We start from the raw sequence: 24245 nt of genomic DNA, 5'->3' as shown, positions 1-24245 counted from the left end.
GCCGGCGTCGCCGGTGTCGCCATCGGCCATGCCGCCGCTGCCGCCTTCGCCGCCGCCGCCGCCGCCGCCGCCGGTTCCACCGGCACCGCCGTTACCGCCTGCGCCAGCCGCGCCGCTGTTGCCACCGGAGCCACCTGGGCCGCCTTCACCGAGACCGAGGCCGGTAGGTGAACCGTCGCCGCCATTGCCGCCGTTGCCGGCCTGACCGCCAGCACCACCGGTGCCACCGGTTCCGCCGGCACCGCCTGCGCCACCCTGGCCACCTGCGCCGCCATAGCCGCCTGCGCCGCCGGTTGAGTCGGCATCGCCGCTCACGCCGACACCGACACCCAGGCCGGTTCCGTCGCCGCCATCAGCGTCGGCGTCGCCGTCGCCGCCCTTGGCGCCTGCCAGGCCGGCTCCGAGGGCGTCGCCGCCATCGCCTTCCTGATCGCCGCCGTCGGCATCGCCGCCGTCGCCACCCTTGCCGGCGCCCAGGCCGACGCCCAGACCAGCACCAAGGCCGTGCCCGGTGCCTGTGCCGTTGCCGCCATAAGCGCCATCGCCACCTTTCGTCTCGCCGCCCTTGGCGATTCCGAGGGCGTCGCCGCCGAAGCCCCAGCCGCCCTTGGCATAGCCTTCGCCGCCTTCGCCGCCGTCGGCGTCGCCATGGCCGCCGCCGCCGCCGCCGGCATCGATGCCTTCGTCAGAGTGGGCATCGCCGCCATAGGCGCTGCCGTCCTGATCGAAATAGCCGTCGTTCGAGACTTCGGCCTTATCGAGACGGTCATTGTCCTGCAGATGGTTGGTTTGGGCATAGACGAACGCGTTGTCGTTGCCGCCACCGTTCAAAGACCCATTGAGGAAATCGTCGAACGTGACGTCGTCGCCCGGATTGTAGTTGATCTCGCCGTCGCGGTTGACGAGCAACTTGTCCACCCGCGCGCCGCCATAAATGTCGATATCGGCGTAGTCGTCATCGGAAGGATCGAGACCTTCGAGCCCGATATCGACCTTCACGTCGACGTCGGTCTTGCTCTCGTTGACGTTGACGTTCTTGTTGTAGCTGGCGTTGAGATTGGCATTGAGGTTGGCGTTGCCGTTGAGGTTCAGATTGCCGTTGCCATTGCCATTCGCATTGCCGTTCCAGTTCTCGTTCTCACTGGACTGGTGCTGGGCCTGGCCTTGGCCCTGAGCCTGCAGACCCAACTGGGCCTGGCCCTGACCTTGTCCTTGTCCCTGACCTTGTCCCTGATCCTGGTCCTGATCTTGCTCTTGGTCCTGCTTCTTCGGATCCCAAGGCTTGATGTGATTTCTACGGTCACCCATTTCCTTTGCCTCACTATCGAGGCCGCGGGCATGACCACCATTCATCTTCTTGGTGCCTTAGCCGCGGCTGCCGCGTTGTCGAGGAGTTCGGCTTGCCGATACGCATGAACAGATCGGTCGAACTTGCCCTCCCCACCGAAATACGGTCACCCTTCCGTTGCCGGATCTGTTTGAACCAGTGTGGCCAAACAGACAGGCGGCCGTGTCCCGAACATGCCGGAACATCGCAATCGTGCAGCAGGCCGTGGCGAGTGACGAGTCAAGAAATAGAGCTAGTCATGTAGATTAAACCCAATAAGGGAAGAAAACGGTTCAATCGGTATTAGGGCAGGCTTAATATTGACTCGGAAGTACATAATCAAAAAGTGGTGTCTTTGCAGAAACACTTTACGCGCACTCAATCGAACGGCGTAGCCGGCCTACCTCTTTTGACGGTCGGCCGGGCCGGCAGGTCGCCGTTTGGGCCGCGGTGCAGGCGCGACTCGGTTGCCGAATGGCTCAATTCCCACACCCGGTTCAATCCAGAGTAGGAAAATTCCCGCCAAGGCACTCAGTGCGCAGCATGCGGCGTGCAAACGACTAGATACGATTGGCTATCTGTCCAAATCCTCAGCAGATTGACTAATATCGAGGCTGTCGGGGTCGACGATAGCTCGTAATCTCTAATCCCCATGAGGGAGGCTGCTGTCAAAACGGGCCAATGGCCCCTTGTGCAGCAACGATGCTAGGCAGTGCCCAGGCAAACGACGAGGTCCGCAACCGAGGGGCAGGGCGGCGTGGCCGAGGGCGCAGGTCCGGCGATAATCGACGGACCGGGCGCCGAACAGGGAGTTGCACGATGTTCGGCAACGTTCGGCAGAATTCATTGACTCAGCCCACGACCTATCCGCAACAGGCGCCGACCGGGATTGAAAAACTCGCGCAGGTGCCTGCGGAGCGCAAGGTGATCGTCTTTGTCGCGCCGCGTGAACGGATTCCCGAGTGTCTGATCGCAGCCGTGGAGCGCGAGTTCCCATCATATACTGTGCGCCTGATCGAGAATGTTGGAACGACGGAAGCCGCGCCGGCACAATCGATCGCCTTGTTCCTGGTCGACGGCGCCATGATTGGTGAGCTTGGCAGCCATTGGAGCCGATATCGGAACCATCATCCCAACGTGACCGCGGCTGTCCTTGTCGACGACGTGCCGGATGCGCACGTTTGCTACGCCGAGCTCTGCCGGAGCGATTTCCTGTGTGGCGTGTTGCCGATGAACTTGCGGCTCGACACCTGGTTGGCCGCCTTGGCGCTGATCCTGAGGGGCGGTGAATTCATACCGACATCGCTCATTCGCGACCGGCCGCGCGATCACAATGGCCACGCAGGAGGGTTTGGCGGTCAAGCGGAATGGGCAGCACAGGAGCGCGCCGACATGCCGGTGGGCGCACCACCGACCTCATCGATCCGGTCGGCTTTGCCGGCAGATCCCGATCACGGCCCGATATTTGCAGTGACCCGTCCCGTTTCGTCGTCGCCAGAATTGGGAGACCTGACGGTACGCGAACGGCAAGTGCTCGAACAGGTTGCCCGCGGCACCTCGAACAAGGTGATCGCGGGGCGCTTCGGCTTGTCGGAGCACACGATCAAGATTCATCTCCACAACATCATCCGCAAGCTCAAGGTCACGAACCGCACCGAGGCGGCGGCCATCTTCATCGAGGCGCGCATCAATGGCTAAATCGTCGGCAGTCGTTCCCCAAGCGACAAGGAGCGCGGGTGCCGCGGCTGCCGACGGTCCCGTTGCGCCGGCCGCGGCCGCGCCCGCGGGCCGCTTCCAGCAGGTGCTCCTTCTGGTTGGACAGCTCAACTACACCTGGACCAACACCGAAAGCCTGCTGATCTATCTCATGGCCGGCCTGGGACGGCTCGACAAGGAAACGGCGATCATCATCTTCCTCACGCTGAACACGACGCGCGCCCGCATCGATCTCGTGGAGCGGCTGGCCAAGCTGCCGAGAACGCCCGCGCAATGCCGGCAGGACGTGCTGGACGCGATGAAGCGGATGAACCAGCAGGCCAAGCTACGCAATAAGTATAATCACTGCATCTATTCCTTCGACGAGAAGGGCGAGCCCGCGCACACTCAGCTCATGCGGATATTCGACAGCAAGAACGCCGTCAAATACGGAAAGATCGAGGCAATCGACGATCGGGAACTCGCCCGAATCGGCGCCTGCATCAATGAGATCGGGCAAGTGAACAAGCAGATCTGGCACATCGTGCGCACGAATCGGTTTCCGCAGTAGGTGCGAGTCTTGTGATTTGTCGGTGACCGAAGGGCGTCAGGAGATCCCTGTCTACGCACCAAGTGCTAATATACTCATCCGAATGAGCATCTGATGCGATTGGCCGCCGGGCGCGATACTGGTCATGCGGTGGCCGTTGACTTATGCCCCCCGCACGACGGGCGCCGTGGCCCGGATCCGGCTTCTCGGGCAACCCTGGGCCGGCGCCGGGTCTTCGTCGGGGTTGCGCGGACCGTCGCCTCAATCGGCTCGGCCCGTCAGCGGGAAATCCGCAGTTCCAGGAGGAAGCGCGGCAGCCGAACCGGCATGCCTCGACGGGTGGGCGCGGATCACGACGGCAGGGGCGGAAAGAAGAAGAAGGGGCGGCAACTTTCATGCTTGCGCTCAAGGCCGCCCCTCTCGGCTGTCACGCTTCGACCCCCGCGTCGCAAGCCCAACGTCCGTAGGATGAAATCTGCCACCGATCGGCCGCAATGTCGAGTGCGATCGGACGAATCAGCGCTTCCGGCGGACGCCTGTTGAAGCCGGAACTGTCGCCCCCGGGCGGCGTTCACACTGGCAATCGATGGTGCGTGCGTCGGGGCGCATCTTATGGTCCGTCGCGACGGCTGAGGATCGCTTCGGCACTGGCACGGCAGGCCTCATAGCGTTCCGTTCCGGGCGCGGCACCAGCGCAGCCCTGCGACGACTGGCATCCGGCAAGAAATACCGGGGCAATTGCGGCGACCAGCAGCACGACACTGGTCCATCGGCGTTGCGTGGCGGCGAGTAGCCTGGTTTCAGACGGAAGAAACAAATGCGCCTCCTGTCGTTTCTGTCCGTGGGGCAGCGCCCTCGAAGGCGCCCGGGCACGGCAGGGTAATGGATACGATATATATTGCGCATGGAAGCGTCGGCAATTTGTCCTCGCACGGGTGTCTCCGCGATCATTGTGTTGCACGACCGACACTGTCTCGCATTGCCCCAAGGTCCAACTTCTCTGCGTGTGCCGATGAAGCTAGTTCGTTAAGCGATTGTATGGCACCGTCTCGTGCACGAATTGGGGGATTCGGGTCTTGCGTAAGGGGCACCAGGAGAGGAGTCCGGGGATTGATGACGAATCCGCATCTTGCGACGCGGCAGGCAGGCAGGCTTGTTCGCACGCGCCCTAATGCTGGATCCGCCCGAATTGCCGCCGGCAACGAACTGCGCAAGCTGTTGCTCGGCTCGGTGGCGACCATCGCGCTCATCGGCGGGTTGAATTCGCAAGCACGAGCCGATTGCGTGGAGGGTCCTGCTGGAACTTTTGTGTGCACAGGACAAATCCCTAACGCCCTCAACATCACAGGGTCGGTTACCGTCGACGCTGATTCCACGGCTGTTTTCATTGACGGCGTCTCGATCTCCGGGCCGGGAACGAGCACGTTCAACAATGACGGCACAATCGACGCCAACATGTTGGCCGATGGTAACACTAGCTTCACCTTTACCAACAACGGCACGCTCAACACCGATCTGTCAGCAACCAACAACACCAGTGTGGTGGTGACCAATAACGGCCTGATGGATAACGCCGTTCGCGCTGCGAACAATGACAGTTTCAGCTTCGACAATCACGGAGAGATCGACGGGGGAGTTTCTTTCGACGGCTCAGGCAACAACGTATTCACCAACCACGCCGACGGCGATGTTGAGAATGGAATCACAAGCTCTGGAGATTCCCACGACACCGTGATCAATCGCGGGTTGTTCGCCGGAACGATCTCCCTCGGGGACGGAAATGACGTTCTGCGACTGCTAGATGGAACTGTCCAGACTCAAGTCGATATGGGCGCTGGCGACGACGAGTTCATCTGGCGTCTTGGAAGCATATCCGCGACCGTCCAGATGGGCGAAGGCAACGACTTTGCCCGGTTCGTTAATCTGACGCATGCAAACCTGACTGATGGCAAGATAATCGACGGTGGTTTGGGCACGGACACGCTGGTCTGGGACAACACGACAAACTCCGATGGCTTCAATTCCGGCGATGCTCCGCAGAACCTGATCAACTGGGAGGACATCAGCCTCACAAACGGGTCGGAGTTGGTCTTTATCTTTACGAACGGTTTCGTGACGCTCGGCGATACGGGGACCGGTACCGGGACACTGTCCATCGACGCTTCCAGTTCGATCCTGGCCGGCGGCACCGAAGGCGCAGGCTACGGAATCCAGCCGTCCGATTCATCGATGCTCGTCACGGTGAACAATGCCGGCGCCATCGACTTGACGAACGATCCGAATCCGGGAAGTTCTCCGCACGACAGGTTCACGATTCACGGCAATTATGTGGGGCAGGGTGGAGCGCTCAACCTGCACACCTATCTGGAGGGTGACGGAGCGCCGTCCGACCAACTGGTCATCGAGAGTGGCCGGGGCAGCGGCTCGACCAGCATGTTCGTCACCAATGTGGACGGGCCTGGCGCCCTCACGACCGGCAACGGCATCCTCGTGGTTGATGCGACCAACGACGCCACGACGACCACCGGCGCGTTCACCCTCGGCGGTATCGTTGCCGCCGGGATATTTGAATACGGGTTGTATCGCGGCGGCGTGACGGCGGATACGCAAACGGATGACGACTGGTTCCTGCGCAATACGGTGTCTCCGCCGCCACCACCACCGTCGCCGCCGTCGCCTCCATCACCGCCATCGCCGCCGGCACCCCCACCTCCGGGGCCGCCGTCGCCTCCACCTCCGGGGCCGCCGTCGCCTCCACCTCCAGGGCCGCCGTCGCCTCCACCTCCAGGGCCGCCGTCGCCTCCTCCTCCGGGGCCGCCACCACCGTCTCCGCCGTCACCTCCTTCGCCGCCGATCCCGAACGTACGTCCGGAGGTTCCCGGGCATGTGATTGCACCGCTCGCCGCCCAGCGCCTGGGCCTGATGACGATGGGCACGTTCCATCAGCGGCGCGGAGACCAGACGCTTCTGATCGGCGACGGGGCCTGGATGTATTCGTCCGCCCAGCCGCAGGGTGCCGACATGCCATCGGATGATTACAGCCCGCCGCCCGGCCTGTGGGGCCGCGTCTTCGGCGCCGACAGCGATCTGGGCGCCAATGCGACGTTGCACGTTGCCGATTTCGAGATGGCGCCGGCCTTCGACGGCCATTATTGGGGATTGCAGGTCGGCAGCGACGTCCTTGGCATCGAACATGACAACGGACACATCGACCGTTTCGGGCTGTTCTATACCCATGCCGAAACGTCGGGCGACATCGCCGGCAATGTGCTGGGTGGCTTGAATGTGCCGGCCGGCAATCTCGATATGACCGAGGACAGCATTGCCGGCTACTGGACCCGCATAGCGCCCAGCGGATGGTACCTCGACGTGGTGGCCAAATATGGCTGGCTCGACGGCACGTCGGCATCCAATCGCGGCATCGGCGGAGACGTCAAGGGCACGAGCTTTGCCGCTTCAGTCGAGACCGGGCTGCCCTTCGCGATCGCCGAGGGATGGACCTTCGAGCCGCAGGCACAGCTCATCTGGCAGAATATCAACTTCGACGACAGCCACGATGCATTCTCGGACATCTATCATGACAGCTTCGACTCGTGGACCGGTCGGCTTGGAGCACGCCTGCAACGCAATATGGGGTCGCTTCTGGCGCATGTCGGTGTCAATCTGTGGCACGGGTTCTCCGCGGATTCCGTCGTCACCTTCAACACCGTTCCAATCGTGACCGACACGGGAGGGACCTGGCTGGAGGTGAATGGCGGCACCGCCTTCCATATCAACGAGCACCTGTCCGCCTTCGGCGACGTCGCGTATTCCTTCGATGTCGACGGCACCGATCACAATGCATTCGGCGGTCAGATCGGTTTCAAGGTGCGGTGGTGAGGGCCGCGCAATGCCTGGCGCGCGTTTGCTTCAAACGGAAACGTTTGAAGCAAAGATAGCCGCGCCGGATCACTATGTTGGAGCATGTACCTTTCGCTCAAACGATTCCGTTTGAGCGGGACGTGCTCTAAGACCGGGAATACGGTTGCCGTGCATCCGGCGGCGCGGCCGGCGACTGGTATGCTCTTCGGTGCTGTGGGATGGGGCTGATATCATGAGCCGGCTTATCGCTTATGTTCTCGACGGTCATGAGCTGAAAATCCGTCCCGCGCCGTTGGAACGGGAATGGATGGACCGGACCGATCAGCGGTTTGCCTACCGCTGCCTGCCGCTGAACGTTGCCAATGCCCACGGCTGGGAGATCCTCAATCCCACCGCCTTTTCGGCCGTTTGGGACGGTCGGCCCGACATCGACGCAGTCCGCATCAAGGCGAGGCAGGGAAACACGCCGTCCGCGATCAGTCATTTTGGCAGCGGAACCCTCACATTCCATGTGCCTTGTCTTTTCCGGACCGACCCGGGAACGGACTTGTTCGTGACCGGGCCGCTCAACCGGCCGAAGGATGCCATTGCGCCGCTCTCGGGCGTCATCGAGACAGACTGGTCTCCTTACACATTCACGATGAACTGGAAATTCACGCGCTCGAATCAAAGAGTTCATTTCGAAGCAGACGAGCCGATCTGCCATCTCTTTCCGCTCGGGCGTGGTGCACTCGAGGCCGTTGCCCCCGAATTGCGGCCGCTTTCCGAGAACCCGGAGCTGGAGGCAGAATTCAAGACATGGTCGCAGAGCCGCAACGCGTTCAATGAAGACCTATCAGATCCCGACTCGGACGCCGCGCGGGCACGATGGCAGAAATCCTATTTCCGCGGCGTCTGTCCGTCCGGGGCGCCCGGACCGAAAGACCACCGCAGCCGGCTGCGCCTGAAGCCTTTCGGATAGCGTTTGGGGGCACCGCGCATGGACGGCGCGCGCGACAAGCGCTTGGCGTTCGCTCAAACCATTCCGTTTGAGCGGGACATGTTCTAAGTGCTTGAATTTGCTGGCACGCCCAACGGGACTCGAACCCGTGTTTCCGCCGTGAAAGGGCGGCGTCCTAGACCGCTAGACGATGGGCGCGCGCTGCGTGCTGGCTTATAGTCAGCTTCCGATTGGGAGACAACCCCGCAAATGCCCTTTGCGTGTTGTTTTTTCAGCTCCGCGAACGGCGCCTGCAGCGCCAGTTCCAATCGCGCTCCGGACCAACGTCGACATGCACGGATTTGGTGTGGCAATAGGTGCCGACGCCGCCGCGGCCGGACATGCTGCGCACATATTTGGCAAGCTCCCACTTGCTGACGCCGGGCACCTGCACATCGGCGGCGGCGCAATACATGTGCAGCGAGTTGCGCGCGCCGCGGGCCCGGCGATTGCGCTCCGGATTGCGGTAGCCGGAGGTCACGATGAGACGCTTTCCGTAATGCCGTTCGATCGTTTTCAGAACCCTGACGAGAGATGGCTTGAGGCACCCGACATCGACGCCGTCCGTCTGCTTCAGCAGCCCGTTCGGGGCGAGCCGCGCCAGACCGGCGGCCGAGGCGACGTCGACGGATCCCGATTCTTCATAAAGGTCGACGTCGTCGTCATTGCCCAGTCCGGATTTGCGGGTGATTTCAAACAGCGAATCCTGGCGCACGCCGGGCAATGCCGAATCGCTGCGCTCAGTGCCCGCCGTCCTGCTGACCGATGCCAGTTGGACAAGCGGTTTGGCGGCGGTCTGCTCGGAGTTCGCGGACGTTTCGGAAACAGCCTGCTGCACGATCGGCTGCGGGTCGCTCTGCGCCGTCTGGCCGGAGAAGAGGCTGGCCAGAAAACCCCGCTTCTGGGTCTGCGCGGGATCGGGCGTGTTTTCGGCATAGGCTGTCGGCTCGACCGTCTGCTGCGGGGCAGGGGTATTCGCTTCGGCCGTCCTTGTTTGCGCGGTTTCGTCTTCGGCCTCGACGCTTTCGGCGGCGACCGTTTCCGTCTTCGCGGCAGCGGCCGGTGGCGCGGAGTTGTCGGTTGCCGATCCGGATTCGCCGCGGCGCCCTCCTGCCGGGGCGGCCTGGCCGGCGGTCTGTTGCTGGCCCGAAAACAGGGTGGCGAAAAAGCCGCGTTTCGTGGGCTCGGTCTGCTTCGCGGATGCGGGTTCCACGTCCGCCGGCGCTGAAACTTCCGCCTGACTGTCTGCCGAGGCTGCGCCGCTTGCAGCACCCGCGGCAGAACGGTCCAGTGCGTTGTCGGTAGTTTCAGCCGGGTTGCCGGTTGGCACATAGGCGACTTCGGCCGGGAGAACCTCGTCGTCCGCGTCGATGACCGACGGTGGAACACCCGAACCGCCGTCGCTGGCCGCCGAATTTTCATCGGCGCCTTGCATCGCCTCCATGGCCGCCGTCTCCATGGACGCGACCAAGGGCGATTGTGATGTTCCCGAAAAGGAAGGATTGCCGAGGCCAAACTGGCTCTCGCCGGTCGCCGTGCAGGACGCCAAAAGGCTGCATGCAGCCGCTGCCAAGATGGCGCGCCTGGCTCTGCGTGCTGCCGGCTCCTGCGATGCTGTCAAAGGATCCCCACTTCCCGTAAAAGCCTCAAAATTTGGTCAAGGCCGCAAATTCTCGTAAGGGCCACGAATTCTCGTCAGGAATGCGTCTGCTAGGCGGTCTCGGGGTCGCCGCGGTGATACGCTTCGATTCCGCCCCCTCTCGCGCGAGGCCTACCGAATCCGTCTTCACTGTACAATATGTCGCTAGGCTCCAATTACGGCGAGAACGTGTTAATATTTTGTTTTCCCGCCTTAATTCCCCGACGTTTCGATCACAGAAGGTTTCCGTATATTACAATTCGATTGTCGGTGCGCCTTGGCCCGACTGCCAACGAAACGTGCACATTTTCCGGGGCGCGGCGCCGTGTTGCCTTCGATGGATATGCGATGGATGCAGTGCGTTTTGTGAAGATCGACGACGATGCTTCAGGACGAGCAGCTATATCTGCGCCCTGACATATTCGCCGGGCGCGTCGCCCAGTGAACGCTTTCCCTTGCGGCCGGGTTTGCGCGCCGGGACCCGTTCGTTGTCGAGGCGTTCGATCCATTGCTGCCAGTGCGGCCACCACGAGCCTGGCGTTTGCGTAGTCTCAGTCACCCAGTCCTCGAACGAGCCGACCGGCGGGCCGCCGGTCCAGTACTGGTATTTTCCGAGCGCCGGCGGGTTGATGACGCCCGCAATGTGGCCCGATCCCGCCATGACGAACTCCACCGGGCCGCCGAACTGGGAACAGCCGGTAAAGACCGACTTGGCCGGCGCGATGTGGTCTTCCCGCGTGGCCAGATTATAGACGGGGACGGAGATGTCCTTGAGGGCGACCTTGTGCCCTTTCAACGGCATCAGGCCGCGCGAGAGATTGTTCTCCAGATAGCAATTGCGCAGATAGAACGAATGGTTGGCGGCGGCCATTCGCGTGGAATCGGAATTCCAGTAGAGCAGGTCGAAGGGCATCGGATGCTTGCCGCGCATGTAGTTGTTGACGACATAGGGCCAGATCAGATCGCCGGCGCGCAGCATGTTGAACGCCGTGGCCATCTTGGTTCCTTCGAGATAGCCCTTGTCGTCCATCGCCCGCTCGAGCGCCGATATCTGCTCCTCGTCGACGAAGACCTTCAGGTCTCCGGCATGCAGGAAATCGACCTGCGTGGCAAAGAATGTGGCCGATTTGATCCGCTCGTCACCCTCCTTTGCCAGCATGGCCAGGGCCGCCGCCAGCAAGGTGCCGCCGACGCAATAGCCGATTGCGTTGACCGCTCTCTCGCCGGTCAGATCCTCGATCGTGTCGAGGGCGAAGATCAGGCCTTCCTCGATATAGGCCCCCCAGTCCTTGCGGCCGTGCCGCTCATCCGGATTGACCCAGGAGATGACGAAAACCGTATGGCCCTGGTCCACGGCCCAACGGATGAACGACTTTTCCCGATTGAGATCGAGGATGTAGAACTTGTTGATCCATGGCGGGCAGATCAGGAGGGGTCGCTTCAAGGCCTCCTTCGTCGTCGGCCGATACTGAATGATCTCGGCCAGTTCGCTGCGCGCCACGACCTTGCCGGGCGTTACCGCGATATTGCGGCCGATCTCGAACTGCGAGCAATCGGCCTGGCGCAGCTTCAGCTCGCCCTTGCCCGCGGCAATGTCCTCGGCCAGCATTTCCATGCCGCGCACCAGGTTTTCGCCATGGGTGGCGACCGTCTCGCGAAACAGTTCCGGATTGGTCAGGATGAAATTGGACGGCGACATGGCCTGGCTGACCTGCCGGACATAGAAGGACGCCTTGTGCCTGGTGTGCTCATCGAGCCCGTCGGCCTTGTCGACCAGTTCTGTGGCCCAGCGCGAGGTGACGAGATAAGCCTGCTTGAGAAAGTCGAAAAAGGCGTTCTTGCCCCATTCCTCGTCCTGGAAACGCCTGTCGCCGCGTTCCGGCTCGATTTGTTCGACGGGATCTTCGCCACTGCCGAAACGCCGGACGGAACTCGACCAGACGTTCATGTAGGCCGAGAAAAGCCTCGTCTGCGCCTCGATCGCACGGCCGGGATCCGACAGCCAGTATTCGGTCAGCTTGGAGAACGTCTTGACCATGTCGGTGACCGGTTCGGACACGCTGTCGCGCCGCTCGCCGCGCTCGCGCGGCGCAGCCCAGGCGGACGCCGCCTTGCCGGCGTTTTCGATCATGCGCGCCAGGTTGATTGCGAAAAGCTCAGGGTCCTTGACCAGATATTGCTCGACCTGCGAGGTAGCGTTGGTGTCGTTCGGTTTCTTGTCTTTTGCCTTGCCCATGTCGCGCAAGTCTCCTCCCGCAGGCGAATTTTCGGTACTTTATCACGCGTCGTCTCGCAGGGTCCAATTGCTTGACGCCGCAGCATGTGGTCCCATGGGGCGCAATATGGGAATCGCCATGGTCTGTTTGCCCGATCGAGCTGAAGTTTTCGTGACTGCCGCGCGGCTTTGTGTTCTCGCCGCCCTCGGCCTGTCGATCACGGCCTGCGCGTCGTCTACGACCGATAATGTCGCGCCGGCGGCATCCATGACCGCGGCTGCGGACGCACCAGTGACGTCAGTTGCGCCACGCAATACGGGCACCTATCCCAACCTCAATATTGCGCCGCGCGCGGCCGCGCCTCAACTGTCGGACGAAGAGACCAGCAGCAAGAAGCAGGAACTGCGCCAGACGCTTGCCGGTCAGAGTCGTGCGGGTGCCAATGGGGCTCCCGGCGCAACGGATCTGCAACAGCTGCGCGAAATCGGCCGCCGCCAGGCTGAAGCGGCGGCCGGCCAGGCCGCGACCGAGTAGAAGGCTCCGGCTAAACCTTCGCGCCGACCCTGCGACAGGCAAACGGGATTCTTCTTGGTTCGTGCCGGTTCCGGGTGTATATCGCCGGCCGATACGCCCTTGCATCCGGCTGGATCCGATATGGATGAATTTCACAAGACGCGGCGGCTTCCGCCCTATGTTTTCGAGCAGGTGAACCGGCTGAAAGCCAGCGCGCGCTCTCAGGGCGCCGACATCGTCGATCTGGGCATGGGCAATCCGGACCTGCCGACCCCGCAGGCGATCGTCGACAAGCTGTGCGATGTGGTGCGCGATCCGCGCACGCACCGCTATTCGACGTCGCGCGGCATTCCAGGCCTGCGGCGGGCGCAGGCGGCCTATTATGCGCGCCGCTTTGGCGTCAAGCTCGACCCCGAGACGCAGGTCGTGGCGACGCTCGGCTCGAAAGAGGGCTTTGCCAACATGGCCCAGGCGATCACCGCGCCCGGCGACGTCGTGCTTTGCCCCAATCCCACTTATCCGATCCATGCCTTCGGCTTCATCATGTCGGGCGGCGTGATCCGCTCCATGCAGGCCAGCCCCGATGAGGGGTTCATTCCGGCGCTGGAACGGGCCGCGCGCCATTCGATTCCAAAGCCTTTGGCGCTGATCCTCAACTATCCGTCGAACCCGACGGCGCATGTGGCCTCACTCGATTTCTACAAGGATGTCGTTGCCTATGCGAAGAGGAACGACATCATCATCCTGTCGGATCTGGCCTATGCGGAGATCTATTTCGACGGTTCGCCGCCGCCCTCGATCCTCGAAGTCCCGGGCGCGATCGACATCGCCGTGGAGTTCACCTCCATGTCGAAGACCTTTTCCATGCCGGGCTGGCGCATGGGCTTCGCTGTCGGAAACGAACGTCTCATTGCCGCGCTGTCGCGGGTGAAATCCTATCTGGACTACGGGGCCTTCACGCCGATCCAGGTGGCGGCGACGGCGGCGCTCAACGGCGACGGGTCCGACATCGAGCAGGTGCGCGAGATCTATCACCGCCGGCGCGACGTGCTGGTCGACTCCTTCGAGCGGGCCGGCTGGCCGGTGCCTGCGCCGGCCGCGACGATGTTCGCCTGGGCGCCGATCCCCGATGCGTTCCGCGGCATGGGGTCGCTGGAATTCTCCAAGCTTCTGGTGGAAAAGGCGGACGTGGCAGTGGCGCCGGGGATCGGTTTCGGCGAGCACGGCGACGATTTCGTGCGCATCGCGCTGGTCGAGAACGAACACCGCATCCGTCAGGCGGCGCGCAACATCAAGCGCTTCCTGTCTGCCGCGGCGCCGTCCGGCGACAATATCGTTCCGCTCAGCGCGCGCCGCTGAGACGGTCACCACATACCTGAAACAAATGAAAGGGTGTCATCACCATGGGTGAAGCATTGCGCGTCGGAATAGCGGGTCTGGGAACGGTCGGTGCCTCGGTTGCGCGGGTGCTGAGCGAAAAGACCGCTGAACTGACCCGCCAATGCGGCCGCGAGATCGTCGTGACTGCAGTGTCGGCGCGCGATCGCGCCAAGGATCGCGGTGTCTCGCTCGGTGACGCGCAGTGGTTCGACGATCCGGTCGAGATGGCCAGGTCCGCTCCCATCGACGTCTTCGTCGAACTGATCGGGGGAGAGAACGGGACGGCATATGCCTGCGTCAAGGCTGCGCTCGAGGCCGGCCGCCACGTCGTGACGGCCAACAAGGCGCTGCTCGCCGCCCATGGCGTGGCAATTGCGCAGGCGGCCGAGAAGGAGGGCGTGCTGCTCAATTACGAGGCGGCGGTCGCCGGCGGCATTCCGGTCATCAAGACCATGCGCGAGGCGCTTGCCGGCAACGCGGTGACGCGGGTCTTCGGTATTCTGAACGGAACCTGCAACTACATTCTCACGCGGATGGAGCAGGACGGCCTCTCCTTTGCCGAGTGTCTGGAGGAAGCCCAGAGGCTGGGCTATGCCGAAGCCGATCCCACCTTCGACATCGAGGGCCAGGACACGGCGCACAAGCTGGCCATCCTGACCAGTCTCGCCTTCGGCTCGGAGATTTCGGCCGGCGACATCTATCTCGAAGGCATCGCCAACATTACCCAGGCCGATATCCGCGCTGCGGCCGAACTCGGCTATCGCATCAAGCTGCTCGGCGTTGCCCAAAAGACAGAAAGCGGCATCGAGCAGCGCGTCCATCCGACCATGGTGCCGACTTCCTCGGTCATCGCCCAGGTCCATGGCGTCACGAATGCCGTGGCGATCGAGACCGACATATTGGGCGAACTGCTGCTTTCGGGGCCGGGGGCCGGCGGCGAGGCCACCGCATCGGCCGTCGTCGGAGACATTGCCGATATCGCCAAGAGCAGGCCCGGCTTCCAGCACGGACCCGTCTTCGGTTGGCCGGCGAGGGAACTGACACCCTACAAGCGGGCGCGGATGCGCGCCCATGCCGGCGGCTATTTCATTCGCCTGACTGTTGCGGACCGCACCGGCGTATTCGCTGCGATCGCGCGGCGCATGGCCGACAACGACATATCGCTCGAATCGATCGTCCAGCACGCCAACGGCGACATGGCCGATGACAGGAAGACGGTGATCCTCGTGACCCACGAGACGACCGAGGCCGCGGTGCGCAAGGCGGTGAAGGAGATGACCGCGGACGGCCATCTCGTCGACACACCGCAGGTCATCCGTATCGAGCGGGCCGAATAGCCGATCTGGCGCGAAGAGGCCGCGTCGATCGCGTTCGGGCGGCCTGCCTTGAAAATACCTTGAACTTTCAATCGATTGTTATGGCAAGAGGACCCCGTGCTCCTCTTGCCGAGCATGGGGCGGTTTGCCAAAAGAGTTCCCGAATTGCGTGTCTATGCGCAGTCTCGCTGATTTTTAGATCTGTCTTCAGGAATTTGCATATGCCCAAGAACGTCTCGGCCGGTCTCGATCGCATTCTTACTCTTGAGCTTGTCCGCGTCACCGAACGCGCGGCAGTGGCCGCAGCGCGGCTCAGAGGTCGCGGCGACGAGAAGGCGGCCGATCAGGTGGCGGTCGACGCCATGCGTTCCGAACTGAACCGCCTGCCGATCAAGGGTACGGTCGTCATCGGCGAAGGCGAGCGCGACGAAGCGCCCATGCTCTATATCGGCGAGGAGGTCGGAACCGGCGAGGGGACCGAGGTCGACATCGCGCTCGACCCGTTGGAAGGCACGACGATCTGCGCCAAGAACCTGCCCAATTCGCTGGCCGTCATCGCGATCGCCGAACGCGGCAGCCTGCTTTATGCGCCCGACGTCTACATGGACAAGATCGCCATCGGTCCCGGCTATCCCGCCGGCGTCATCGATATCGACGCGCCCGTGACCGAAAATTTCGCCAACCTTGCCAAGGCCAAGGGTGTCGCGGTGGCTGAACTTACCGCCTGCATTCTCGACCGGCCGCGCCACGCGCGGCTGATCGAGGAGGTTCGTGCCACAGGCGCCGCCATTCGCCTTATCGGCGACGGCGACGTGGCCGGGGTCATTCACACGACCAATCCCGACGACACCGGCATCGACATCTATCTCGGCATTGGCGGCGCGCCCGAGGGCGTGCTGGCGGCGGCTGCGCTGCGCTGCATCGGCGGCCAGATGCAGGGGCGGTTGCAGCTCAACACGGACGACAAGATCGCGCGCGCGGCGAAGATGGGCATTGCCGATCCCAACAAGGTCTATGCGATGGAGGAGATGGCGCGCGGCGACGTTCTATTTGCCGCCACCGGCGTGACCGACGGCAATCTCCTGTCCGGCGTCAAGTTCGGCCGAGATTCCATCAACACGCACACGATCGTCATGCGCTCCTCGTCAAAGACCGTGCGCGAGATCAAGGCGCAGCACCAGGATCTGGAGAAGTTCTGAGCCATCCTGCGGCCGCTTGCGTTTCCCTGGCCGCTGTGAAACGAAAGCGGCCATGACCAGCGGCCAAAGACGCTTCTTTCTCGATGTCAGACGCTCTGCGACCGGCCATGCCTGGGAGCATCGGCTGAACGAGCGGCAGGAGAATGTCGCACTCGCCATGGCCCAGACGCATGGCGTTCCCGATATCGTCGCGCGCGTCCTGGCCGGGCGCGGCGTGGCGATCGACGATGCACCGCGCTTCCTCGACCCGACAATTCGCGACCTTTTGCCGGACCCGGCGCTGCTGACGGACATGACACGCGCGGCAACGCGCATTGCCGAAGCGATCCGGCGGCGCGAGAAGGTCGCGATCTTCGGCGACTACGACGTCGACGGGGCCGCATCCTCCGCCATACTGAAACGCTATCTGCGTCATTTCGGCCTCGACTGCGAGATCTACATTCCCGACCGCATATTTGAAGGATACGGCCCCAACCCCGAGGCGATGCGCGATCTCGTCGCCCGCGGCGCATCGCTCATCGTCACCGTCGACTGCGGCACCAACAGCGCGCCCTCGATCGCCGCCGCCAACGAAGCCGGGGCCGAGGTCGTCGTGCTCGACCATCACCAGGTCGGCGGCGATCTGCCGCCGGCGGTGGCGGTCGTCAATCCGAACCGCGAGGACGACATATCGGGGCAGGGACATCTTTGTGCCGCGGGGGTGGTCTTTCTGGCCCTGGTGGAGACGACGAGGCTCCTGCGCGCCGGTGGGCCGTCGCAGCCGCTGCCGGACCTGCTTTCGCTTCTCGATCTCGTGGCCCTGGCGACGGTTTGCGACGTGGTGCCGCTCGTCGGCGTGAACCGCGCTTTCGTCGTCAAGGGACTGCTCGCCGCACGGTCGCAGGACAATGCCGGACTGGCGGCGCTGCAGGCGGTGGCGCGCATCGGCGAGCCCGTCAACAGTTTCCATTTTGCCTTTCTGATCGGTCCGCGCATCAATGCCGGCGGGCGCATCGGCGACGCCGCGCTTGGGGCCCGGCTTCTGGCAACTGACGATCCGGCCGAGGCGCGCGACATTGCCCAGGCGCTGGACCGGTTGAACCAGGAACGCCAGGCCATGGAGCGCGAGATGCTCGAACAGGCAAAAGCCGAGGCCGACGCCGAGCTTGCCGCGGGGCAGGGGCCGGCAATCCTGGTGGCGGCAAGCGAGGGCTGGCATGCCGGCATCGTCGGCCTGCTTGCCTCGCGGTTGAAGGATCATGCGCGCCGCCCGGTCTTCGCGATCGCCTTCAACGATAACGGCCAGGGGACAGGTTCCGGCCGCTCCGTGCCAGGATTCGACCTCGGCCGGCTGGTGCGCCGTGCGGTGGAAAAGGGGCTGCTGGTCAAGGGGGGCGGTCACGCCATGGCTGCCGGCATAACCGTCGACAAGGCAAGGCTCGGTGAATTGCGGGCATTCTTCGAAGAGGAGGCGGGCGCCGACGTTTTCCGGTTGATCGACGAGGCAAGCCTGAAGATCGATGGGGCGCTGAGCGCCGAAGGCGCCAACCTGGCGCTACTAGAGACGCTTGAGCGTGCCGGTCCGTTCGGCGCCGGTCACGCCCCGCCGCAATTCGTCTTGCCGCGCCACACGATAGCGGCGATCCGTGAAGTCGGAACCGGCGGCCATCTGCGGGTCGACCTTCGTTCGCAGGCCGGAGGCCGCATGCAGGCCATGGCCTTTCGGGCGGCCGATGCCCCGCTCGGGCGCTTCCTGCTCGATAACCGCGGGCAGACGGTACACCTCGCTGGCACTGTGTCAGCCAATTTCTGGAATGGGGTGAAATCGGTGCAGTTCCGGCTAACGGATGCAGCGGCCGCCTGATCTGCAAGATCAGGTCAGGACATCCTGCAGCCGTGTCAGTTCCGCCAGATTGGCCTGGGTCGCCTCGTACCCTATGCGGATCGCCTCGTCGGCGCGGTGAAACTCCGTCAGACCGATATGGCCGAGCTTGGGCTGAATGGAGAGGTCGGGCGGGTCGCCGGCCAGCCGCGCTCGCGAGATGCGATCCTGAATGATGTTGAAGGCTTCCATCATCACGCCGGTGATGCCGAGCTTCGATTCGCGTTGTCGCGCCTCACGCGATTTCTGCGGGATGCCGTCATGCGCATCCTTGTCGACAACGAGTTCGCCGGCATCGTGGCGGATCACGGCAGCGCGGCCGAACAGGTCGTAATGCAGGTTCACGGCAAGCACGATCGGCTGTTCATAAGCCCGGCACACGGAAACGGGAACCGGATTGACCAGCGCGCCGTCGACCAGAACGCGCTTGTTGGCGACGACCGGCTCGAACACGCCGGGCAGGGCGTAGGAGGCCCGCATTGCGGTGATCAGCGAGCCGCTCGACAGCCAGATTTCATGGCCCGTGCGCACCTCGGCCGCCACGCATACGAACGGCCTGTCGAGCGCTTCGAAGGTCACGCCGTCGAGATGCTCGCGCATTCGTGCCGTAAGCTTCATTCCGCCGAAGAGCCCGCTGCCGCCCAGATTGAGGTCGAGCAGGCCGAACATGCGCCGCCGCGTGATGCTGCGGGCGAATTCTTCAAGCTCATCCAGCTTGCCGGCCAGATAGCAGCCGCCGACCAGGGCGCCGATCGATGTGCCGGCGATCATGTCGATCCTGATTCCGGCTTCCTCGAGCGCGCGGATGACGCCAATATGAGCCCATCCACGGGCAGCGCCGCCACCCAGGGCCAAGGCAATGCCGTCATTGCCTTGTGTTGCGGTGTTCTGGGTCTCACCATCCCGGTTCGAGATGGAACCTTCGCGACCCTCTCCGCGTGTGCGCAGGGATGCCCATTCGAGCATCGTGATCTCCGTGAAGCCCTTGTCCAGAATTATAGAGCAGCTGTAACTGAAGTGTGAATATGCCGCATTTCACATGCCGCGCATTCATTTGGCCAGTCTACTTGACCGACCGATAGGCAGACTTTGCGTCAAAAAGAGGTGCACTGCCATCATCGATCAGCCGAACGTCGTCATTCTCTCTCGAAACCTTTCGATAAAAGCAGGAACGCCTGCCGGTGTGGCAGGTTGCATCGTGCCCGCCAACCCGGACCTTGAGCCATACGGCGTCCTGGTCGCAATCGGTGCGCACCTCGATCACCTCCTGGAAATTGCCGGAGGTCTCGCCCTTCTTCCACAAGGCATTGCGCGAGCGCGACCAGTAATGTGCGATACCGGTCTTCAATGTCAGGTCGAGCGCCTGGTCGTTCATGTGCGCCACCATCAGGAGCGTGCCGTCATTGGCATCCGTGACGATCGCCGTCACGAGGCCGCCGGCGTCGAAACGGGGCGTGAAGCGCGTCCCTTCTTCCAGCTCGCTCTTGTCCTTCGCCGGCGGATCGAACACAGGTCCGGTCATTCGTTCATTCCTTACGGGGACGGCTGGCGAGGCGACGGCCTTACGGCCGGGCGCCGGCCCGCAGCAGCGACATGAAACGTGCCTGCTCTTCCGGACTTTTCTTCAACACGCCGGTAAAAGTGGAGGTCAGTGTGGTGGAACCCTGCTTGCGGATGCCGCGCATGGCCATGCACATGTGTTCGGCCTCGACAATGACCGCCACGCCGCGCGGCTGGAGCACCTCCTGGATGGTCGAGGCGATCTGCGCCGTCATGGCCTCCTGCGTTTGCAGGCGGTGGGCGAAGATATCCACCACGCGGGCGATCTTCGACAGGCCGACCACTCGACCGTCCGGCAGATAGCCGACATGCGCCTTGCCGATGATCGGCAGCATGTGGTGCTCGCAATGCGAATGGAAATAGATGTCGCGTTCGATCACGAAGTCGTCGAAGCCGGCGACTTCCTCGAAGGTGCGGCCGAGCTCTTCGACCGGATCCTTGTCGTATCCGTCGAACATATCCCGATAGGCTTTCGCCACACGCTGCGGAGTATCGACAAGGCCTTCGCGATCCGGGTCGTCGCCCGACCACGACAGAAGCGTGCGAACCGCGGATTCGACTTCATCCTGGGTCGGACGTTCGCGTTCGGCGACGTTGGGCTTGGCAAGCGTATTGAATTTTTTCACGATCGCATCCATGAAAAGCGTCTCCCGTAGTTCCCCTCGCAGGAGGAACGAGTTGAACGGACCACAGCCTTTTCAGGGAACGCACTGCCAGTTTCTGGCGGGCCTGAAAGCGGCGTCCAGCTTCCGTGATCGCCTGGCGGAAAGCCACCTTGCCGCATCCGGAATACGACCACTATATAAGCCACATCGCGCCGAATGAAAGGTGCTGGCATACTGCAGGACTGCCGCGTGGAAGAAAATCATGATCGATGACGTCTACAATACGAAAATTCTGGGCTTTGCCGGCAATATCCCGCGAGTCGGCAGGCTGGACGAACCCGATGCCAGCGCCACGGCGCATTCGAAGCTTTGCGGCTCGACCGTGACGGTGGATCTGAAGATGCAGGACGATGTGGTCACCGATTTCGCCCATGATGTGAAGGCCTGCGCCCTGGGGCAGGCATCCTCGTCGATCATGGCAACCCATGTGGTCGGCGCCAAGGCGGGCGAACTGCGCGACGTGCGCGAGGCGATGTTGCGCATGTTGAAGGAGAACGGCCCGCCGCCTGAGGGGCGCTTTGCCGATCTGAAATATCTCGAGCCGGTGCGCGACTACAAGGCCCGCCACGCCTCGACGATGCTGACTTTCGACGCCGTGGTCGACGCGATATCGCAGATCGAGAAAAGGCGCGCCGAGGCTGTGGTTTAGCAGGCAACCGATCCGGTCCGGAATTCTCTATGGCGCCCAGCCGAGGATGGTGAACACGACCCGCAATTTCAAGGGCTTATGGCCGAAAACACCGGGGCGCATCGCCGGTACGGCGCTGGTGCGCCTTTACCAACTCACCCTGTCGGGATTTGTCGGCAATTCCTGCCGACATCTGCCGACCTGCTCGGAATACACCTATGAGGCCATCGCGCGCCACGGCCTGTGGCCCGGCGGCTGGATGGGGCTGTTTCGGGTTCTGCGCTGCGGGCCAGGCGGCACGCATGGGCTCGATCCCGTTCCGGTTCAACTCGATGAGCGGTACGTCTGGTACATGCCCTGGCGCTACTGGTCGATCTCGTCCCGGTGCAGCGACGGTGAGCAAAGCGACTGAACGAGACTTGCCCACGGCCACCACAGTGGGCACATTGGCCCCGTATCGTTTCATCGAGAGAGGGGAGGCCGTCATGGCTCACAAATTCGAAATCTACAAGGACAAGGCTGGCGAGTATCGCGTTCGCTTCAAGTACAACAGCGAGATCATGTTCTCCACCGAAGGCTATTCGTCGAAGACGAGCGCCCAAAACGCCATCGATTCCATAAAGAAAAACGGCCCCGACGCGCCGGTCGAAGACATCAGCTGACAAACATCCCCGACTGTCGCCGGTCCCTTCGCGGCCGTCGCGTTGCGCCAGCAAGGGTCTTTACGTGCGGCTTTGGCCCGGTTATCTAGCGCGCGCCGCTGCGGGGGACGGTCGTTCCCCGTGGCGTTCATATCGAAACCACCCGCGTTGGTAGGCGGGACTGGATAGAAAGGACGCACAATGGCCGATGCCATTTCTCTGACGTTCCCCGACAATTCCATCCGTGAGTTCGCTGCCGGAACGACCGGCCGCGAGGTTGCCGAATCGATCTCGAAGTCGCTTGCCAAGAAGGCGGTGGCCGTGGCGATCGATGGCGAGTTGCACGATCTTGCGGATCCTGTTGCCAATGGCCGCATCGAGATCGTCACGCGCGACGATCCGCGCGCGCTGGAACTGATCCGCCACGACGCCGCGCATGTGCTCGCCGAGGCGGTGCAGGAATTGTGGCCGGGAACGCAGGTCACCATCGGACCGGTCATCGAAAACGGCTTCTATTACGACTTTGCCCGCAACGAGCCCTTCACGCCGGACGATTTCCCCGTCATCGAGAAGAAGATGCGCGAGATCATCGCCCGCAACATGCCGTTTTCCAAGCAAGTCTGGGATCGCGACAAGGCCAGGGCGGTATTCCGCGACAAGGGGGAGGCCTACAAGGTCGAACTGATCGACGCCATTCCCGACGATCAGGACCTCAAGATCTACTTCCAGGGCGACTGGTTCGACCTGTGCCGCGGGCCGCACATGGCGTCCACCGGCCAGATCGGCAATGCCTTCAAGCTGATGAAGGTGGCCGGCGCCTATTGGCGCGGCGACGCCAACAATCCGATGCTGACGCGCATCTACGGTACCGCCTGGGCCAACCAGCAGCAGCTCGACCAATATCTGCACATGCTCGAGGAGGCCGAAAAGCGCGACCATCGCCGGCTCGGCCGGGAAATGGACCTGTTCCATTTCCAGGAGGAAGGGCCGGGTGTCGTCTTCTGGCACGCCAAGGGCTGGCGCATGTTCCAGAACCTGGTGTCGTATATGCGCCGCCGGCTCGCATCCGATTATGAGGAGGTGAATGCGCCGCAGGTCCTCGACCACTCGCTCTGGCAGACATCGGGTCACTGGGGCTGGTACAAGGAAAACATGTTCGCTGTGCGCTCGGCCGACGAGGAAGCGGAAGACCAGCGTATCTTCGCGCTCAAGCCGATGAACTGTCCCGGCCATGTCCTGATCTTCAAGCACGGCTTGAAGTCATACCGCGAACTGCCTATCCGGTTTTCGGAATTCGGCATCGTTCATCGCTATGAGCCGTCCGGCGCTCTGCACGGGCTGATGCGCGTGCGCGGCTTTACCCAGGACGACGCGCACATCTTCTGCACCGAAGAGCAGATGGCCGCGGAATGCCTGAAGATCAACGATCTCATCCTCTCGGTCTACGAGGATTTCGGCTTCACCGACGTCGTGGTGAAATTGTCCACGCGGCCGGACAAGCGCGTCGGGTCGGATGAATTGTGGGATCGCGCCGAGGCCGTGATGATGGACGTTCTGAAGACCATCGAGGCGCAGTCGGGCGGGCGCATCAAGACCGGAATCCTGCCGGGCGAGGGCGCCTTCTACGGTCCGAAGTTCGAATACACGCTGAAGGACGCGATCGGCCGCGAGTGGCAATGCGGCACGACCCAGGTCGATTTCAATCTGCCAGAACGGTTCGGCGCATTCTACATCGACAAGGATTCGGAAAAGAAGCAACCGGTGATGATCCACCGCGCCATCTGCGGCTCGATGGAGCGCTTCCTGGGCATCCTCATGGAGGATTATGCCGGCCATTTCCCGCTGTGGTTCGCGCCGGTCCAGGTGGCGGTGGCGACGATCACCTCGGATGCCGACGATTATGCGCGCGTTGTGGTCGACAAGTTGCGCCGCGCCGGCCTGCAGGTCGAGCTCGACCTGCGCAACGAGAAGATCAATTACAAGGTGCGCGAGCACTCGCTGGCCAAGGTCCCGGTCATTCTCGTATGCGGCAAGCGCGAGGCGGAAGAGGGCACCGTCAACATGCGCCGGCTGGGTTCGCGCGATCAGCATTCCATGGGGCTCGCCGAAGCCATTGAAACGCTGGCCGCGGAGGCCGTGCCGCCGGATTTGCGCCGCAACGCCGAGCGCGCGGCCTGAAACGGGGCCAATATGCCACCTGAGAGCGACCGCCCGG

Annotated in this window: 20 protein-coding genes and 1 tRNA gene; 14 read left to right on the top strand and 7 right to left on the bottom strand. The window is 62.9% G+C overall.

Features of this window, described 5'->3' with window-relative positions; genetic code table 11:
• The coding region (locus GM909_RS25710; protein ID WP_198174153.1) for a hypothetical protein at positions 1–1308 on the bottom strand (1308 nt) is incomplete at its 3' end.
• An 865-nt stretch (positions 1309–2173) separates the two neighbouring features.
• Here GM909_RS25710 and GM909_RS07160 point away from each other — a divergent pair.
• From GM909_RS07160 to GM909_RS07145, 4 genes are all read left to right on the top strand, one after another.
• Positions 2174–3025, top strand: coding sequence for a helix-turn-helix transcriptional regulator (locus GM909_RS07160; RefSeq protein WP_235911709.1), 852 nt, complete (start codon positions 2174–2176; stop codon positions 3023–3025).
• Positions 3018–3593, top strand: coding sequence for a hypothetical protein (locus GM909_RS07155; protein ID WP_235911708.1), 576 nt, complete (start codon positions 3018–3020; stop codon positions 3591–3593). The genes GM909_RS07160 and GM909_RS07155 overlap by 8 nt, the downstream gene beginning before the upstream one ends.
• Before the next feature lie 1092 nt (positions 3594–4685).
• Positions 4686–7451, top strand: a complete 2766-nt coding sequence (locus GM909_RS07150) for an autotransporter family protein (RefSeq protein ID WP_157015510.1) — start codon at positions 4686–4688, stop codon at positions 7449–7451.
• 214 nt (positions 7452–7665) lie between these two features.
• Complete coding sequence (locus GM909_RS07145) at positions 7666–8394, top strand: DUF6065 family protein (protein ID WP_157015509.1); 729 nt, start codon at positions 7666–7668, stop codon at positions 8392–8394.
• Positions 8395–8495: 101 nt separating this feature from the next.
• Here GM909_RS07145 and GM909_RS07140 read toward each other — a convergent pair.
• Together GM909_RS07140 and GM909_RS07135 are read right to left on the bottom strand one after the other, a co-directional pair.
• Positions 8496–8571: transfer RNA gene (locus GM909_RS07140), tRNA-Glu, on the bottom strand.
• Positions 8572–8644: 73 nt separating this feature from the next.
• Positions 8645–9856 carry a YcbK family protein gene (locus GM909_RS07135; RefSeq protein WP_235911706.1) on the bottom strand — a complete coding sequence of 404 codons (1212 nt, stop codon included), beginning with the start codon at positions 9854–9856 and terminating at the stop codon, positions 8645–8647.
• Here GM909_RS07135 and GM909_RS07130 point away from each other — a divergent pair.
• Positions 9855–10091 carry a hypothetical protein gene (locus GM909_RS07130; RefSeq protein ID WP_157015508.1) on the top strand — a complete coding sequence of 79 codons (237 nt, stop codon included), beginning with the start codon at positions 9855–9857 and terminating at the stop codon, positions 10089–10091. The genes GM909_RS07135 and GM909_RS07130 overlap by 2 nt on opposite strands.
• A 360-nt stretch (positions 10092–10451) precedes the next feature.
• On the opposite strand, the gene GM909_RS07125 is transcribed toward GM909_RS07130, so the two are convergent.
• The gene (locus tag GM909_RS07125; protein WP_157015507.1) at positions 10452–12287 is read right to left on the bottom strand and encodes a PHA/PHB synthase family protein; all 1836 of its coding nucleotides are present in this window, start codon (positions 12285–12287) and stop codon (positions 10452–10454) included.
• Between the two features lie 94 nt (positions 12288–12381).
• On the opposite strand from GM909_RS07125, the gene GM909_RS07120 reads away from it, so the two are divergent.
• The 5 genes from GM909_RS07120 (at position 12382) to recJ (ending at position 18518) form a co-directional block, all read left to right on the top strand.
• Positions 12382–12801, top strand: a complete 420-nt coding sequence (locus GM909_RS07120; RefSeq protein WP_157015506.1) for a hypothetical protein — start codon at positions 12382–12384, stop codon at positions 12799–12801.
• Between the two features lie 120 nt (positions 12802–12921).
• Complete coding sequence (locus GM909_RS07115; protein WP_157015505.1) at positions 12922–14139, top strand: LL-diaminopimelate aminotransferase; 1218 nt, start codon at positions 12922–12924, stop codon at positions 14137–14139.
• Positions 14140–14183: 44 nt separating this feature from the next.
• On the top strand, positions 14184–15497 hold the full coding sequence (locus GM909_RS07110; RefSeq protein ID WP_157015504.1) for a homoserine dehydrogenase: 1314 nt from the start codon (positions 14184–14186) through the stop codon (positions 15495–15497).
• Between the two features lie 200 nt (positions 15498–15697).
• Complete coding sequence (gene glpX / locus GM909_RS07105; RefSeq protein ID WP_157015503.1) at positions 15698–16675, top strand: class II fructose-bisphosphatase; 978 nt, start codon at positions 15698–15700, stop codon at positions 16673–16675.
• Between the two features lie 52 nt (positions 16676–16727).
• Entirely contained in the window at positions 16728–18518 is a 1791-nt protein-coding gene (gene recJ / locus GM909_RS07100) for a single-stranded-DNA-specific exonuclease RecJ (protein ID WP_157015502.1), read from the top strand.
• Between the two features lie 9 nt (positions 18519–18527).
• Here the strand turns inward: recJ and GM909_RS07095 are convergent, their stop codons facing one another.
• The 3 genes from GM909_RS07095 to folE all read right to left on the bottom strand — a co-directional run bounded on the left by GM909_RS07095 (position 18528) and on the right by folE (position 20734).
• Positions 18528–19502, bottom strand: a complete 975-nt coding sequence (locus GM909_RS07095) for a patatin-like phospholipase family protein (RefSeq protein WP_157015501.1) — start codon at positions 19500–19502, stop codon at positions 18528–18530.
• 97 nt (positions 19503–19599) lie between these two features.
• Complete coding sequence (hisI, locus tag GM909_RS07090; RefSeq protein ID WP_157015500.1) at positions 19600–20058, bottom strand: phosphoribosyl-AMP cyclohydrolase; 459 nt, start codon at positions 20056–20058, stop codon at positions 19600–19602.
• A 40-nt stretch (positions 20059–20098) separates the two neighbouring features.
• The gene (folE, locus tag GM909_RS07085) at positions 20099–20734 is read right to left on the bottom strand and encodes a GTP cyclohydrolase I FolE (RefSeq protein ID WP_157015499.1); all 636 of its coding nucleotides are present in this window, start codon (positions 20732–20734) and stop codon (positions 20099–20101) included.
• A gap of 229 nt (positions 20735–20963) precedes the next feature.
• Between folE and GM909_RS07080 the strand changes: the two genes are divergently transcribed.
• The 4 genes from GM909_RS07080 to thrS all read left to right on the top strand — a co-directional run bounded on the left by GM909_RS07080 (position 20964) and on the right by thrS (position 24208).
• Positions 20964–21410: an iron-sulfur cluster assembly scaffold protein gene (locus GM909_RS07080; protein WP_157015498.1), complete on the top strand. Its 447-nt coding sequence runs from the start codon at positions 20964–20966 to the stop codon at positions 21408–21410.
• 46 nt (positions 21411–21456) lie between these two features.
• Positions 21457–21801, top strand: coding sequence for a membrane protein insertion efficiency factor YidD (gene yidD / locus GM909_RS07075; protein ID WP_157015497.1), 345 nt, complete (start codon positions 21457–21459; stop codon positions 21799–21801).
• 73 nt (positions 21802–21874) lie between these two features.
• Complete coding sequence (locus GM909_RS07070; RefSeq protein WP_157015496.1) at positions 21875–22051, top strand: YegP family protein; 177 nt, start codon at positions 21875–21877, stop codon at positions 22049–22051.
• 180 nt (positions 22052–22231) lie between these two features.
• Positions 22232–24208 carry a threonine--tRNA ligase gene (thrS, locus tag GM909_RS07065; protein ID WP_157015495.1) on the top strand — a complete coding sequence of 659 codons (1977 nt, stop codon included), beginning with the start codon at positions 22232–22234 and terminating at the stop codon, positions 24206–24208.
• Positions 24209–24245 lie beyond the last annotated feature (37 nt).

This window comes from Mesorhizobium xinjiangense (assembly GCF_009749525.1).
Lineage (GTDB): Bacteria > Pseudomonadota > Alphaproteobacteria > Rhizobiales > Rhizobiaceae > Mangrovimarina > Mangrovimarina xinjiangensis.
This window is presented reverse-complemented; position numbering and strand designations above follow the sequence as displayed.

Coding starts and splice junctions, on each gene's coding strand:
- thrS (WP_157015495.1), top strand. CDS start 22,232: ATGGCCGATGCCATTTCTCTGACGTTCCCCGACAATTCCATCCGTGAG.
- hisI (WP_157015500.1), bottom strand. CDS start 20,058: ATGACCGGACCTGTGTTCGATCCGCCGGCGAAGGACAAGAGCGAGCTG.
- GM909_RS07120 (WP_157015506.1), top strand. CDS start 12,382: ATGGGGCGCAATATGGGAATCGCCATGGTCTGTTTGCCCGATCGAGCT.
- GM909_RS07130 (WP_157015508.1), top strand. CDS start 9,855: ATGGCCGCCGTCTCCATGGACGCGACCAAGGGCGATTGTGATGTTCCC.
- GM909_RS07095 (WP_157015501.1), bottom strand. CDS start 19,502: ATGCTCGAATGGGCATCCCTGCGCACACGCGGAGAGGGTCGCGAAGGT.
- yidD (WP_157015497.1), top strand. CDS start 21,457: ATGGTGAACACGACCCGCAATTTCAAGGGCTTATGGCCGAAAACACCG.
- GM909_RS07070 (WP_157015496.1), top strand. CDS start 21,875: ATGGCTCACAAATTCGAAATCTACAAGGACAAGGCTGGCGAGTATCGC.
- recJ (WP_157015502.1), top strand. CDS start 16,728: ATGACCAGCGGCCAAAGACGCTTCTTTCTCGATGTCAGACGCTCTGCG.
- GM909_RS07110 (WP_157015504.1), top strand. CDS start 14,184: ATGGGTGAAGCATTGCGCGTCGGAATAGCGGGTCTGGGAACGGTCGGT.
- folE (WP_157015499.1), bottom strand. CDS start 20,734: ATGGATGCGATCGTGAAAAAATTCAATACGCTTGCCAAGCCCAACGTC.
- GM909_RS07145 (WP_157015509.1), top strand. CDS start 7,666: ATGAGCCGGCTTATCGCTTATGTTCTCGACGGTCATGAGCTGAAAATC.
- glpX (WP_157015503.1), top strand. CDS start 15,698: ATGCCCAAGAACGTCTCGGCCGGTCTCGATCGCATTCTTACTCTTGAG.
- GM909_RS07080 (WP_157015498.1), top strand. CDS start 20,964: ATGATCGATGACGTCTACAATACGAAAATTCTGGGCTTTGCCGGCAAT.
- GM909_RS07150 (WP_157015510.1), top strand. CDS start 4,686: ATGACGAATCCGCATCTTGCGACGCGGCAGGCAGGCAGGCTTGTTCGC.
- GM909_RS07115 (WP_157015505.1), top strand. CDS start 12,922: ATGGATGAATTTCACAAGACGCGGCGGCTTCCGCCCTATGTTTTCGAG.
- GM909_RS07135 (WP_235911706.1), bottom strand. CDS start 9,856: ATGGAGGCGATGCAAGGCGCCGATGAAAATTCGGCGGCCAGCGACGGC.
- GM909_RS07155 (WP_235911708.1), top strand. CDS start 3,018: ATGGCTAAATCGTCGGCAGTCGTTCCCCAAGCGACAAGGAGCGCGGGT.
- GM909_RS07125 (WP_157015507.1), bottom strand. CDS start 12,287: ATGGGCAAGGCAAAAGACAAGAAACCGAACGACACCAACGCTACCTCG.